Below are 13809 nucleotides of genomic sequence, written 5' to 3'. Positions count from 1 at the left end.
GACAGCAGATCTTGACCTCAATTGCCTCCGAACCGCATGGTAGTGCCGATGAGGAAACCGGTGCCGAGGTAGTTGCCGCCCTGGAAACGACCCACCACTTCGACGCGAAAGAAAGGGAAGCCCGGAATGAGGCCGTCGAGGCCGTAGCCGACTTCGGTGTAGTTGCGGCTGGCGGGGGTGGCGAGGTAGTGCACAAATAGGTTTTCCCTAAAGCCCGCCAGCCGTACCAGTGTCAGCTGCGTAAGCAGCAACTGACGATATTCCATCAGCACGTGGGCCTCGGCAAAGCGACTGCGGGTGCTGTACTGGTAGTAGGGCAAAAACCGAAATGCACTGACCGGATCGCCCATTTGCAAAAAGAATTCGTTACCCTGAAAGTGCTTAAAGTCAGGAAAATACACCGATTTGTCGGTTAGGAATCCGCCCGCTGATAGTTGATAGGCCAGTCGGCTGCGGATACCCGTTTCGACTGAGTGCCGCCAGGTTAGCTGCGCAAAATCATAGTCAATATCCGAATTGCCCACACCTGAAATGCCTTTGCGGTAATTGAATGTAACCAGCGGGGCCTCGCTGTTGGTGAGCTGAATCCGCTTGCCGTTGCGTATGCGGTAGCGCAGTTCGCCTAGGCGCAGCGAGGCGTTCAGGTTCAGAGTCAGGGCCTGATGCACCGGAAAGCCCGCACTCTCTACCTCGCTAGTGGCGGGTCGGTTTGGCGTATAGCTGAAATAGGCCCAGTTGATCAGCGGCTTGATGCTCTCTTTGTAGTTGCCCAGTTCAGTACGTTCGGCGTATTCCAGGCTGCCGCCCAACCGGAAACGGCCTTCATTGGGCTGAGTGGTCAGGCTTAGTTTGAGGTAATCCTTCTGAAAGAGCTTCATCAGGTTGCGCTCGAAAAACGCCGTTGTAAGCGTGTTCAGCACGGGCTCAATGGGGTTGCTCTCGTTGAGTTGCGACACAAACCGCCCGCCCGACAGCTCAACAGCGGTGGTTTTGTGCGTGTAGGAAGCCGTGCCGTAGCCTACAAACTGCTGCCGACCGGTCTGGTAGCGGGCCAGGCCGCTGAGGGCCATGCGATTTTGTTTCAGGCTATCGAGCCGACGGTTGAAACGTAGCGAAGCCGTGATCGGAAAACCCTCGACGGTGTTAAAATAGGCACTTTCCAGATCAACGGGGCCATGCCAATGCCACGACGTACGGCGCGAAGGGTTCCAGTTGTGTTTGCCAAACAGCAGGCTGAAAGGGTTATTGGCTTTCCGTTTTTTTGCCGCCGCCTGCGCTTTTTTCAGGCTGTCGGTGGGGGCGGTGCCGAGCTTGATTACGCGCAGACTGTCGCTTTTCTGGTAACTGACCACCTCAGCCTTGGTGAGCGGCACCGTGCGGAGCGAATCCCAGAAGGCGTTGCTGCGTTTGCGGGCCAGCGAGTCGATCACGGTAGAGTCATTGCGGACTACGGCCACGTCTTCTTTGCGGGCCTTGCGGGCTTTGTATTCCTGCTTTTCATATTCTTTGACGAGCTGCTTCAGGTTTTTAGTCGAAAACTCTTTCTGTTTCGCCACGGCCTCGGCAAAGGGCTGGGCTTTCACGTCGGTTTTGCTCAGCGTGCGGGCCGGGGCATTAAATCGCTCGTCGACCACCTTCACGTCTTCCACAAAACCAGGGTTAATCACAAAATCGCGGAAGCTCTGACTGCGCACCGCCTGCGCCGAAAAGGTAGCCCCCATAAATGACCCGTCGACGTCGAACTGCTGACTCACGGGCATCCAGACCGATTTGATCGGGCTGCAGGTCGATTTCAGCTTTATCGTAAAACCCTGTTCGTTGATGGTTTCCAGTTGAGCACTGTAGATGGCCCAGGTATCCTCAATAATGTAGACTGTACCCCGCACAACCCCGTCGCCATACTGTTTGGGGATAACCTTGATCTTCGACACATCGACGCCCTGCTCATGGAAGGTGCCTTCGTATTCAAACTTGTAGTAGCCAAAGGCATTAGGTGCCAGCGGCGATACCGCACCCAAGAGTTTGGCCGGGTAAAGATTGGCGTTGTAATAGGCATTAACCTGCACAAACTGATTGTCTACCTGTGAGTTACGGCTAGCCACAATACGCTGCTTTACGGTGTTGGGCAACTTAAACTCAACCTCAGCTACGTTCTCGTTCAGTACTGGCTGACCTACTTTGATGTTTGATTCCTTTTCTAGTTCTTTCAGCTTGTCTTTGTACAAAAACGTCAGTGGCAGCTTGTGCACAATAAAAGACGATTTAGTGTAGACCCGCGCTTTAAACTGCTGCACCTGTAATTGGTGGAAGCGGGCTTTGGCAATGGCCCGCCGCATGATGCTCACCGCCGGGTCTTCGGTGTTCTTGCCAATTTTCACGTCCTGTAATTTGATGGCCTGCTCGGCCATAGTAACATCAATTGTCTGGTAGTCAGTGGCTATAGTGACCGCTTTGGTTTCGGCTTTGTAGCCCAGAAACTGAAAAACGATCTCATACTGACCAGGTTTCAGGGGCAGGTCATAACGGCCCTCTTCGTTGGCGATGGTGCCCAGTGTAGTGCCTTTGGCGGCAATTGTGGCAAACGACATGGGCTGACCCGTGCCTGATTTTACCACGCCCCGAATGCCCTGTGCCTGGCCCGCAAAGGGGACCGACAGGATTAATAAAAAGGTAAAAAAGCGGTTGAGTAACGACTGGTGCATACAGGTGGTTAGGCGGTTGCGTAGTTGACAAATAACGAATGGTAGGGGTTGAACCGGTACTGATTTCGTGCGAACAGGGGCATTATACGGTTAAGCTAGTAGTAAATACGGATAGGCGGTACCAACCCTGAGATGTATTTCCGGGACGAAGCGTTGCCCCGTTTACGTTTTTTAACATGAATTAAACGCCAGACAGATTTGTACTACTGGCATATATCCATGCAGCGTATGGCCAAAAAAACAACCACCGTTTCGGCACCAACAATAGCGTCAGACACCGCAAAAGCCCAGGCCGATGAACACCGGCTGGCCGACCGGAAAAGGGGGAGTAGTACACTCGTAGAACAGGAAGTAAAGCGGGAAGACCTCGGGTTTGGTACCAAAATTAATGATGCCTCCTCGCGGCTGGTCAACAAAGATGGGTCGTTTAATGTGGTACGGGCACATCAGGATTTCTGGAATCACCTGAACCTCTACCACCGCCTGATCACCATTTCCTGGGTACGTTTTCTGACGGTGGTGCTCATCTTTTATGTGTCGGCTAACACCCTCTTTGCGGGTCTGTATGGTTTACTGGGCTACGAAAACCTGGTTGGCCTGGAGAAGGTCACGCCCGATACGTCCTTTGGTCGCTTCATGGGCGCTTTCTTTTTCAGCTCGCAAACGCTGACCACCGTGGGCTATGGGCATATTAGTCCGGCGGGCTATTGGACCAGCGGTCTGGCGGCTATCGAGTCGATGTTTGGACTGTTACTGTTTGCCCTCGCCACGGGCCTGATGTACGGTCGCTTTTCGCGGCCAGTGGCCAGCATCCGTTACTCAAAAACGGCCCTTTTCGCCCCGTATCTCGACATCAACGGCTGGATGTTTCGGATCATTAATCAGCGCACCAATCAACTCATCGATGTGCAGGTAGAGGTGTCAATGTCGCGGCTGGAGAAGAAAGACGATGGTAGTATCAGCCGACGGTACTATGCCCTGAAGCTGGAACGCGCTAAAGTCAGCTTTTTCCCCGCCAACTGGACACTGGTGCACCCGATTACCGAAGATAGTCCGCTTTATAATTGCACCCAGGAGCAACTGGCCGAAAGCGATGCCGAATTTCTGATCCTGTTGCGCGGCACCGAAGATACCTTCAACCAAACCGTCCACAGCCGCTTTTCGTACCGGTATAATGAAATTGAGTGGGGGCGTAAGTTCACCATCATGTCGCAATCTACCGCCGAAGGCAGCCGGGGTACCCTGGTCGACCTGGACCAACTGGACGACACAGTGGAAGCGGCGTTAAATTGAAGGATGTACGAATTACGATTTACGAATTACGATTGACGAATTACGATTTTTGCTGACGCTAGAGTTTGCTCTACAGCAGGTTGATGCGTCAGCAAAAATCGTAATTCGTCAATCGTACCGCAGCGGCGGACCGCTCGTAAATCCCTTTTATAATGCTCACACCCCCCTCTCTGCGCCCCGGTGATACGGTGGCGATTTTGGCGCCGGCCAGCCCGTTTGCTTATGACGATTTACAGGCCGCTTTCGACGTGATCAGGAACGACTGGCAACTCACGGTCTGGGAAGGGGAGACCCTGCAATTGCATGCGGGTGGTTTTGCGGGTACCGATGCCCAACGTGCCGCCGATCTTCAGTACGCCATCAACGAGCCAAGCATCAAGGCCATCTTTGCGGCGCGCGGGGGGTATGGTTCCTACCGACTTATTGAACTGGTCGATTTTACGCCGTTGCTTACCCAGCCGAAATGGCTTGTGGGTTTCAGCGATGTCACGGTACTGCTCAGCCATTGTCAGCAGCTGGGTCTGGCCACGCTACATGGCATCATGCCCCGTGGGTTCCGGCTACCGCAGATCGAGCAGGATATCGAAACGCTCCGGCAGTGGCTCTTTGGCTTAAAAGTACCCCCATATACTGTAAAGGCTCATCAACTAAACCGAAACGGCCAAGCTACAGGACCGTTGGCGGGCGGCAATCTCTCCCTGCTGCTGCATACGTTGGGCACGTCGTCGGAGGTAGATTGGGACGGGCACCTGCTGTTTATCGAAGACATCGACGAGACGCTTTTTTCACTCGACAGAATGATGATCCAACTACGGCGGGCGGGTAAACTGGCCAATCTTGCCGGCCTGCTGGTGGGTAATTTCTCCGATATGCGTGACAATACGTCGTTGCCTTTTGGCAAAACACCAGCGCAGATCATCGCCGATTCCGTAGCTACTTATACTTATCCCATGGCTTTCAACGTGCCGGTAGGCCATGTTAGCCCAAATCTGGCTTTGCCTGTTGGCCTGGATGCGACAATGAACGTTAATGAAATAGAGGCAATATTGGTTTTTTAGGCTGTTTTGACATAAAACAGGTTAAACAGTTCTGGGCTGCGGTGTGTTTACGTGCTAGTTCACGCTTGCTACTGACACCGTGACAGATGAGAAAAACTACTTACGATATTGCTGTGGTGGGCGCTGGCTGTGCCGGATATCAGCTATTGTATCAGCTGGCTCAGCAACCGGCCTGGTCATCGTGGCGCGTCCTGTTGCTTTCCGATGGTGTTCCCCTTCAGCGTTCGTGGTGCTTTTGGGGAACCGATGACCATCCCCTGCAACACCTGGTGACAAAGTCCTGGACGGATATCGAATTCCAGTCGCCCGATTTTGGGCAAACGCAACCCATTGCACCCTACACCTATCACTACATTGCGGGTGAGGCGTTCTTTCGCTATTTCGAGAAGACATTTTTGCCCGCTAATCCCAACATTCAGGTGGTGCAGGCCGAGGTGCGTGAGCTAACCCAGGCGAACAGGCAGTTCACGCTGGTGACTGAAGACGCTACTTTTTGGGCGAAACAGGTGTTCAGCAGCCGCCATCAGACCCCCGTCCGGCCCGGCCGGTGGAACCTGTCGCAACATTTTCGCGGGTGGTTTGTCCGCACCGAAACGCCCGTTTTTCGCGAGCATGTGGCCACGCTGATGGACTTCCGGGTACCCCAGCAGGACGCTGTTCAGTTCGCTTACGTGCTGCCCTTTTCAGATAATGAGGCCCTCATCGAAATTACGGCCTTTTCCAGAGCAATGGCCTATACCACCGTTCGTTACGACGATATGCTGGCCGATTACATCAGCCGCCGCTATCCGGGCGTGATGTTTAGTGTGGAATCGACGGAGCAGGGTCAGATACCCATGACCGACTACCCCTTTACCCGGTTTGGTCCTGCCGGCGAAATGCTGCTGGGAACGGCGGCGGGTATGGTGAAAGCTACCACGGGCTACGCATTCCGACGCATTGGTCACGACTGCACCCAACTGGCCAATGCGTATGGCAATACCCAACCCGCCGACTGGCCCATTACCACCGGGCGTTTTCGTTTCTACGACCGGCTGCTGCTGGGCATCCTTACTGAGCAGCCGGGTATGGGGCTAAACGTGTTTTCGAGGTTATACCGCTACACATCCTTCCGGCAGATATTGCAGTTTCTGGACGAAGAGTCATCCCTTCTTGCAGAGGTCAGCATGATTAGCCGGTTGCCTTACGTGCCCTTTTTAAGCCAGTTGGTTAAACAATGGAAGCACTGAACTGGACGGCCCGCCGCATCGCTCAGACGCCATCGCTCGTGAGCATTGGGTGTGGTATGTTGCTGATTGTATGGCAACTAACTAATGGCTATGTGCCCCAATGGGCACAGTGGTTGGTGGTTGTTTTGTTGCTCTTTGGCATTGGCATCCCCCACGGCGCTATTGACCACTTAATTGATGAAGAAACGGCCCGCCGCACAAACCGGGGTTACTCGATTGGGGCTTTTGTGGTCAAATACCTGCTCACCATGGGCTTGTATGGCCTTTTGTGGTACTTTTTTCCCACTGCCAGCCTGTTAATTTTTCTGCTTATCTCGGCCTGGCATTTTGGCGAAACCGACATAGAACACGTGCCTCTGACCCTGCCCTGGACGGTAGTGCGGTTTGGGTGGGGTTATTGGGTGCTGTCTTTTTTGCTGCTAACCCACCCCACCGACGTTACGCCTATTCTGGCCCGTCTCACCCAGGGTAGTCCGGCTCCTATGCAGGTTTGGGCGTGGTGCGTGGCCCATACCGCTTTGTGGCTGGGTGGTGGTTTGGCCGCAATAGCCGGCCTGTTTGGGCTGGCTCAACAGACGCGTCGCTGTTTGGTCGACGGCAGGCGTCTGGTGCGGCTGGGTTGCCTGTTATTGCTGACCTGGCCCTTGCCGCTGCTGGTGGCATTTGCCCTGTATTTTGGGGGCTGGCACGCGTTGAGTTCGTTCCAGACAATTTATCATTACCTGAAAAACCGTCCCCAAAACCCGCTGTCGGCCCGGCAGGTGTGGTTTCGGTCACTACCGTTTACGGCCATTGCCCTGCTTGGACTACTGCTGACAGGGAGCTGGTGGTACCTCTATGCCCAAACCTGGGACCCGCTGCCGTTGTTGTTTTTGTTTCTCTCGCTTATCACCCTGCCGCACCTCAACGTGATGCACGGCATGAACAGCCGCACTCAACCCCATGATCCCACCATCATATCCCGATGACCCGCTTCCCTGGCAGACAGAAGGGTCAGACTACGTTTACAGAGAACGCTGGCTCACCGTGCGCAAAGATGCCGTGCGACTGGCTAAGGGTGGCTATATGCCTGATTATTACCTGTTTGAGTATACAGACTGGATCAATGTGGTGGCCGTTACTACGGCCGGGCAGCTGGTGCTCATCCGAATCTATCGGCACGGGGTTGGGCAGACCCTGTTTGAGCTTTGTGCCGGTGCCGTAGACCCGCCACCGCCCGGCGTTGATCCCCGCTCCGAGGCTTATCTGCTGGCTACAGCGCAACGCGAACTGCTCGAAGAAACGGGTTTTGGCGGTGGTACATGGCAACTGTTCATGACGGCATCGGCCAATACGGGCACGCATACGAATCTAAATTACACATTCCTGGCCATAGACGTTGACCGGGTTCAGGCGCAGGACTTGGAAGACACTGAAGAGATCACGGTGCATCTGGTATCGCCCGCCGAAGCCTGGGAAATCATCAATTCCGGCCAGATGAAGCAGGCCATATGCCTGGCCCCGTTGCTGAAATACCTGGCTACGATGCCACGATCAGCCCTGTCTGGCAATAGCCAGCAGCAATAAGATTGACCCTGTCAGGGTTAGAAATTGCCGAAAATAATCCCAGTATAACCGCGTTTTTCGGGAGCGTTGCATCATGGCAACAGCCTCGTCAACAGGCGATTCGCGAAGAATCCTGTTGCCCGGAAAGAAATAAACCACCGTAATAAACTGCGTCAGCGCAAAGCAGCCGATGGCGCCCAGCACCAACCACTGCCGCCCGACAGGATCAGACCAATACCAGCCGACGGCGGCAATGGCCGACAAACCAAAAACAGGCGAGAGCACTTTATAAAAATCGCCGGGATTGCGGTATTTCCAGTAGTTCCGCACGTGGGTAATGCTGTCGGGAAAGCCCCGAACCAGGTTTTCTTCGTTCACCAGCACGTCAAACAGCCCCCCGCCGAAGGATGCCATGAGCGTGAGGGTGGCGATGAAGAGGGCGATGAGTCCGACATCCATTAGCTATCAGTGAGTAGGTTGTAGCGTTGACGCTGAATCTGCGTCCAGTTTCTGCGGAACGGATTGCGTTGTTACGCGCTCGAACGTGGCATCGTAGTCGGGGCGGGTAGTGTCCATCCACTCGTCCCAGAAGCGGAAGTAAAGACCGTAGTTGCCCCGGAAAAACTGGTGGTGCTGGTTATGATTGACGGATGTATTGAGCCAGCGACCCAGCCGGTGGCGGTTCCAGTGGGCAGGAAATAATTCCCAGCCCAGGTGCCCATATACGTTATAAACCATCATAAACACCAGAAAGGCCATGATTGTATAGCCGTGCAGGGGTAGAATAAATGAGGCAATCGGCACAATCAGGGCCTCCACAACGGCCTCTAGCGGGTGAAAGGCGTAGGCTGCCCAGGGAGACGGGTTCGTCGATTTGTGATGCACCAGGTGCATGGTTTTAAACAGCCTGGGGTGGTGCATGGCCCGGTGCGTCCAGTAAAAGTAGGTGTCGTGCAGGACCACCAGTGCCCCAAAAGAGAACAGCCCATAGGCGGTGCCATAGTCGGACCAGTGGGCATACATCAGGTTATGATCACGAATACCCGTGACGAACAGCGCTACCGACACCAGCGCAAAAATGGCCGTCGTAGCCACCGAATAGCCGATTTCGCGCCGCAGATCGTCGTTTTTGGGGAAACGCGGCTGTATTTTTTGGGAAGCCAGCCGACTACGCCGCCAGTAATAGTAGATGACATAAAAGATGCCTGCTACCACGAGGTAACGCAGCAAGTGAATCATCCAGACGGCCATACCGCCCCAAACGGGATATGTTTTGAGTAGTGATTGCATGATCGCTTATTTGCCTTCCTCTTCCTGCTCTTCGCGCCATTGCTCAAACTCATCGGGTGAGGCAAACGTGACGGGGCGACGAGGGCGCTTTTCGGGTGCTTTTATCTCCAGATCGCGGCTCACGGATTGTCCATGCTGAGTTAGCGTCAGCTTGTATTTGCCGGGCTGGATATACAATTTCTTATCATCGGCGGGAGTCAGGTCAGCCGCCTTGTCGTCTTTCTTTTTTGCCTCGTTTAGCTGCGTCTGGTACAAGGCCCGGCTGCTGCTGTCAATGCTGTAATCAAACGCCAGGTAGTTCAGGCCCGCTTCGGTGGTGTCGGTCAGGGTGCGTAATACCAGCCCCTTCTCTGTCTGAATCGTGGCCGTAGTTTTTCCGGAAGACTTAGCTACGTAAGGAAGGGACAGAGAGTAGGTTGGTATGTCTTCGTAAGGGCTGCTTCGCTTACCCCAACGCGTGCTGGCGGTCACTGGTTTTAGGGTGAACAGATACAGCGGCCTGGCCAGAACGGAATCGGTTAGCTGCTGCAGGTGCTCTATGTTGGCCGTATATAATGACCGCCCGTGGGTGCCAATCAGCAACTCGTTGTCGCGTGGATGCACCACCACGTCATGCACGGCCACGGCGGGCAAACCTGTGCCAAACGGCATGAATGTCTGTCCTTTATCCAGCGACACGTACAGCCCATGGTCGGTACCGACGTAGAGCAGATTCGGGTTTTTGGGGTCTTCGCGCACCACGTTTACCGGCTCGGCGGGCAGGGATGAGGTGGGGCCGTTACCGAGCTGTTTCCAGGTCTGCCCGTAGTCTGTCGAAACGAACACGTAGGCGTTGAAATGGTCGTTCCGGTAACCGTTAAGCGACGCGTAAACCGTGCCTTCCTGATGCGCCGACGCCGACACCCGGCTCACCCACAGCTCGACGGGCAGGCCATTGGTAATGCGTGTCCAGGTGTTGCCGCCATCTTTCGAAACATGAATCAGCCCATCGTCCGACCCCGCGTAGAGCAATCCAAACCGCAGCGGTGACTCGTCGATGGTGGTCAGCGTGCCGTAGGTAACGTCGCTTTCGCGGTTGTCCTTGCGGTTGGCAGCGGCGGTTAAATCGCCCGACAGCGTTTTGAACTCGTCGCCTTTATTCAGGCTGCGGTGAAACCGGTTCGAGCCAAAATAGATCACGTCCTGGTTGTGCCGCGAGATCAGGATGGGGGCCTGCCAGTTCCAGCGCAGGCGCGGCTCGCCAACTTCCGTCGGTACCACCAGCCGCTTGGTTTCGCCCGTATTCCTGTTGACTCTGAAGTAGTTGCCGAACTGAAAACCAGTATAGACCGTGTTATTGTCGCGCCAGTCTACCTGCACCTGCATCCCGTCGCCACCCATAATCGACTTATACGGGTACTTCCCGGAAGCGTACCAGTCATTGTCTGCCTTGTAGTTGCTGGGGCCAGTCCAAACGCCGTTATCCTGCAGACCGCCGTATACGTTATACGGCTTGGCCATGTCGACGGCTACGGCGTAGAACTGTCCCACGGCGGGCGTATTGGCCTTAAACCAGGTTTTGCCGCTGTCGTAGGTGATGTTGATCCCCCCGTCGTTGCCCAGAATCTGATGCTTGTTGTTGGCCGGGTTGATCCATAGCGCGTGGTGATCGGAATGCACGTTGCCGCCGTCCATGTTGCGATAGGTCTTGCCGCCATCTGTCGAGCCAATGACCGGCACTCCCGCAATCACGATTTTGTCGGCGTTGTCAGGGGCCACCCATACGTTGCCAAAATAGTAGCCGTAGGTGTTGTACAGCCCGTCTAAGAAGTCGGCGTTGACCTTGCGCCACGTTGCGCCGCCGTCGTCTGACCGATACACTTCGGCCCCGATCACGTCGGCGTTGATGAGCCGCGAATTGGCATCGTCGGTATATTCCAGAATGGCCACCGGCTTGATCTTGTCGGCCTGCACCAGTTCCTTGAGTGTTTTGGGCGTGTACTTTTGGGGGAAATTCTGCTCTTCCAGATAATCGGCAATAAAGGAGTCTTCCGATTTCAGAAACTCTTCCTTCGAAATCACCCGCAGTCGGTCTTTGGTCAGTTTGCGGGCATCAGCCACAGCGTCCTTTGCCTCTTTCTTGTCGGGCCGGGCGCTCTGATTATCCAGAATCACATACATCGTCTGGGTGTTTCCGGGGAAGATACTCAGGCCGATCCGACCGGTCTTGGCATCCTGCGGCAGACCCGATTGCCCCCCCGACAGGATTTTCCAGGTTTCGCCGCCGTCGGTGCTTTTGTAAAGGCCAGAGGTAGCGCCACTTTCCACAAAATTCCAGGCCTTCCGCTCCTTGTGCCACATCGCGGCGTACACCACCTGCGGGTTGGCTGGATCAACGTCTACGTCGATAGCGCCGGTCTGATTGTCGATGTAAAGTGTTCGCCTCCAGGTTGTTCCGCCATCGGTGGTTTTGTAGAGACCGCGTTCGGGGTTGTCGGTGTAGAGGTGCCCAACGGCGGCTACCCAGGCCACGTTAGGGTTGGAGGGGTGCAGGGCAATTTTGCCGATGTGGTGGGTTTCGTCCAGCCCCGGCAGGTGCTGCCAGGTGCGTCCGCCATCGGTGCTTTTGTAGCAACCCATGCCGGCGTAGCTCGACCGGCTTGAGTTGGCCTCGCCCGTGCCCAGCCAAACGGTATGCTCATCGGTGTTGGCTCCTTTCCAGTCTACGGCCAGGGCACCGAGCGTCATAACGGCTTCGTGCTGAAACAAGGGGGTAAATGACATACCGTTGTTGTCGGTTCGCCACAGCCCGCCACTGGCATAAGCAACATAAAACTGGTTGGCATTCAGTGGGTTAACGGCCAGATCGACCACGCGGCCGCTCATCACCGTTGGCCCGATAGACGTGACGGGCAGATTTTGTACCAGTGAGGTTTTTGCCAGTTGCCGCCGGTGTGTGGCCCCGGCCATGCGCTCAGCAGCCGGTGTTGGTGCCAATGCAACAGGCGTAGTTAAGGGCGCTTTTTTGGCTTTTTTTTGGGCGAAAGCACCCGTAGTTACCAGCAGGATACCGCAGGAAAGTAGTAGTTTGTTCATGAACATCAGGGCAGTCATTGAATTGCTTCGCTAAAGTACGAAGAACCCTGCTTGACGGTCAATTAGGCTTAGCCTGTTCGGTCGCACAGCGATTACTTAAAATCCCTTTTCTGGCTGCTGCGAATCATCGCCGGTGCGTTCGGTGCTTTCAGGCGCATCCGGAGAGAGCTGATCGCTGATAATGAGGGCCATAACAATGCCTGTTGTGGCACAGAGCAGCACCAGCAAATCCGGTTGGGTCAGCCAGCCCAGCAACAGCACCGCCACGCCGGTTCCCGCCCGAACAGCCACCCCCCGTTTGAAACTGATATGCGCGGGGCCGGCGTGCAGGGTAGTGTAGCTGATGAGCGCCTCGGCCAGCAGATAAACACCCACTGAACCCGTCAGTAACCAGCGTAGTAAGTCGGACGGTGGCTGCCCAATGGTTTTGATCGCGTAGGTAAGGGCAACTCCCATTACAGTTAAGGCCACTGTCAGGGGCAAGTGTATGTAAAGCCATAGCGTATAGCGGCGAACCGTGGGTTTGCTTTGCTCATCGGTTTCGGCTTTCAGTTTGTTGCCTTTTTCCTCCTCAATGTGCGTTTGCGTCAGTTCACGTACTGCATCATCGTCAAGCCGGTCGAAATAAGCCCACCATAGTCCGAAGATCAGCAGGCCACCCAGGCAGGTAGCCGCTATATTCTTCGCCTGAAACGGACTCGCCACCAATCCCTGCACAATACCTGTTACGGCCTGCCCCAGCACCAGCAGCGTAAACAGGCCGTAGCGTTCGGGCAGGTGACGCACGTCGGGCGGGAAATCGCGGTGTAGTTTACCGCCCGACGTGATCGGCGTAGCCAGTTCGATCAACAGCGCTACCGCCCAAAGGGCGTAGCGGTAGGGGGGGCGTATCCCGATAGAAGCAATCCAGATAAGGATAGAAATGGAAAACCCAATCAGGATTACTTTGATATAAGGCCGGGCTTTGGGTACGTAATGCCAGGCGCGAACGTATTCGAGGAGCAGGATGCCCCGCACCAGGGCGTAGGTGAGGGCATAAACGGTTGCGTTTGTTTCAATGGCTGTTGGAATGGCCCCGGCCAGCACAAGCAGCCCAACCAGTTGCAGGCAGCCCAGTATTCGGTGCACCACATCCTGTTCACTGTCGAAGCGGGTGGCGTAGTGCGTTTGCCCATTCCAGAGCCACCAGACCGGTACGTAGAGCAGAAAAAACTGACCCAGTGCCAGGCCATCAAGATGATGGATAAGCCGATTGGCTAGCTGCGCCACAATAGCCGTGTATACCAGATCATTGAGTAGTTCGGCCCAGGTCGTGCGCCGTTCTCCCTTCAGCTCATCAGAGCGCAGGCGGGGTACGTGCCGGTCTTTCCTCGTTGGTCTGGCCATACTGGTTCATAGGGTAGTATGGTATGAACCAGAAAGAGCGTGGATGAGCACAAAAAAAAGCCCCTAACTTTTTCCGAGTTAGGGGCAATGTTAGTGACCGATACGGGAATCGAACCCGTGTTACCGCCGTGAAAGGGCGATGTCCTAACCGCTAGACGAATCGGCCGTCTTGTAAAAGACCTGACGGGTTGTTGATGATTAAACCACCGCGTCAGCGAATCGTGATGCAAA

Annotated in this window: 10 protein-coding genes and 1 tRNA gene; 5 read left to right on the top strand and 6 right to left on the bottom strand. The window is 55.0% G+C overall.

Going from position 1 to position 13809, the window contains the following annotated elements:
• Positions 1-17 precede the first annotated feature (17 nt).
• A complete protein-coding gene (locus J2I47_RS06100) occupies positions 18-2702 on the bottom strand; it encodes a DUF5686 and carboxypeptidase regulatory-like domain-containing protein (RefSeq protein WP_207363655.1) in 2685 nt (894 codons plus the stop codon).
• A gap of 228 nt (positions 2703-2930) precedes the next feature.
• Between J2I47_RS06100 and J2I47_RS06095 the strand changes: the two genes are divergently transcribed.
• The 5 genes from J2I47_RS06095 (at position 2931) to J2I47_RS06075 (ending at position 7848) form a co-directional block, all read left to right on the top strand.
• Complete coding sequence (locus J2I47_RS06095; RefSeq protein ID WP_207363654.1) at positions 2931-3995, top strand: ion channel; 1065 nt, start codon at positions 2931-2933, stop codon at positions 3993-3995.
• Positions 3996-4147: 152 nt separating this feature from the next.
• Positions 4148-5053 (top strand): S66 peptidase family protein, encoded by a 906-nt coding sequence (locus tag J2I47_RS06090; protein WP_207363653.1) that lies wholly within the window; start codon positions 4148-4150, stop codon positions 5051-5053.
• Between the two features lie 86 nt (positions 5054-5139).
• Positions 5140-6282, top strand: coding sequence for a lycopene cyclase family protein (locus tag J2I47_RS06085; RefSeq protein WP_207363652.1), 1143 nt, complete (start codon positions 5140-5142; stop codon positions 6280-6282).
• Positions 6270-7250, top strand: a complete 981-nt coding sequence (locus tag J2I47_RS06080; RefSeq protein WP_207363651.1) for a Brp/Blh family beta-carotene 15,15'-dioxygenase — start codon at positions 6270-6272, stop codon at positions 7248-7250. The genes J2I47_RS06085 and J2I47_RS06080 overlap by 13 nt, the downstream gene beginning before the upstream one ends.
• Positions 7225-7848, top strand: a complete 624-nt coding sequence (locus J2I47_RS06075) for an NUDIX hydrolase (RefSeq protein WP_207363650.1) — start codon at positions 7225-7227, stop codon at positions 7846-7848. The genes J2I47_RS06080 and J2I47_RS06075 overlap by 26 nt, the downstream gene beginning before the upstream one ends.
• On the opposite strand, the gene J2I47_RS06070 is transcribed toward J2I47_RS06075, so the two are convergent.
• The 5 genes from J2I47_RS06070 to J2I47_RS06050 form a co-directional block, all read right to left on the bottom strand.
• Positions 7816-8286: a hypothetical protein gene (locus tag J2I47_RS06070; RefSeq protein ID WP_207363649.1), complete on the bottom strand. Its 471-nt coding sequence runs from the start codon at positions 8284-8286 to the stop codon at positions 7816-7818. The two genes, J2I47_RS06075 and J2I47_RS06070, sit on opposite strands and share 33 nt — an antisense overlap.
• 6 nt (positions 8287-8292) lie before the next feature.
• A complete protein-coding gene (locus J2I47_RS06065; protein ID WP_229374310.1) occupies positions 8293-9117 on the bottom strand; it encodes a sterol desaturase family protein in 825 nt (274 codons plus the stop codon).
• Positions 9118-9123: 6 nt separating this feature from the next.
• Positions 9124-12192 carry a WD40/YVTN/BNR-like repeat-containing protein gene (locus J2I47_RS06060; RefSeq protein ID WP_207363648.1) on the bottom strand — a complete coding sequence of 1023 codons (3069 nt, stop codon included), beginning with the start codon at positions 12190-12192 and terminating at the stop codon, positions 9124-9126.
• Between the two features lie 96 nt (positions 12193-12288).
• Positions 12289-13578 carry a low temperature requirement protein A gene (locus J2I47_RS06055; RefSeq protein ID WP_207363647.1) on the bottom strand — a complete coding sequence of 430 codons (1290 nt, stop codon included), beginning with the start codon at positions 13576-13578 and terminating at the stop codon, positions 12289-12291.
• 94 nt (positions 13579-13672) lie between these two features.
• Positions 13673-13744: transfer RNA gene (locus J2I47_RS06050), tRNA-Glu, on the bottom strand.
• Between the last annotated feature and the right edge of the window lie 65 nt (positions 13745-13809).

Origin of the sequence: Fibrella rubiginis (assembly GCF_017353185.1) — a bacterium.
Classification (GTDB): domain Bacteria; phylum Bacteroidota; class Bacteroidia; order Cytophagales; family Spirosomataceae; genus Fibrella; species Fibrella rubiginis.
This window is presented reverse-complemented; position numbering and strand designations above follow the sequence as displayed.

What these genes read in the sequence shown, in the direction of transcription:
- J2I47_RS06100 (WP_207363655.1), bottom strand. Translation starts at nt 2,702, where the DNA reads ATGCACCAGTCGTTACTCAACCGCTTTTTTACCTTTTTATTAATCCTG.
- J2I47_RS06095 (WP_207363654.1), top strand. Translation starts at nt 2,931, where the DNA reads ATGGCCAAAAAAACAACCACCGTTTCGGCACCAACAATAGCGTCAGAC.
- J2I47_RS06090 (WP_207363653.1), top strand. Translation starts at nt 4,148, where the DNA reads ATGCTCACACCCCCCTCTCTGCGCCCCGGTGATACGGTGGCGATTTTG.
- J2I47_RS06085 (WP_207363652.1), top strand. Translation starts at nt 5,140, where the DNA reads ATGAGAAAAACTACTTACGATATTGCTGTGGTGGGCGCTGGCTGTGCC.
- J2I47_RS06080 (WP_207363651.1), top strand. Translation starts at nt 6,270, where the DNA reads ATGGAAGCACTGAACTGGACGGCCCGCCGCATCGCTCAGACGCCATCG.
- J2I47_RS06075 (WP_207363650.1), top strand. Translation starts at nt 7,225, where the DNA reads ATGATCCCACCATCATATCCCGATGACCCGCTTCCCTGGCAGACAGAA.
- J2I47_RS06070 (WP_207363649.1), bottom strand. Translation starts at nt 8,286, where the DNA reads ATGGATGTCGGACTCATCGCCCTCTTCATCGCCACCCTCACGCTCATG.
- J2I47_RS06065 (WP_229374310.1), bottom strand. Translation starts at nt 9,117, where the DNA reads ATGCAATCACTACTCAAAACATATCCCGTTTGGGGCGGTATGGCCGTC.
- J2I47_RS06060 (WP_207363648.1), bottom strand. Translation starts at nt 12,192, where the DNA reads ATGAACAAACTACTACTTTCCTGCGGTATCCTGCTGGTAACTACGGGT.
- J2I47_RS06055 (WP_207363647.1), bottom strand. Translation starts at nt 13,578, where the DNA reads ATGGCCAGACCAACGAGGAAAGACCGGCACGTACCCCGCCTGCGCTCT.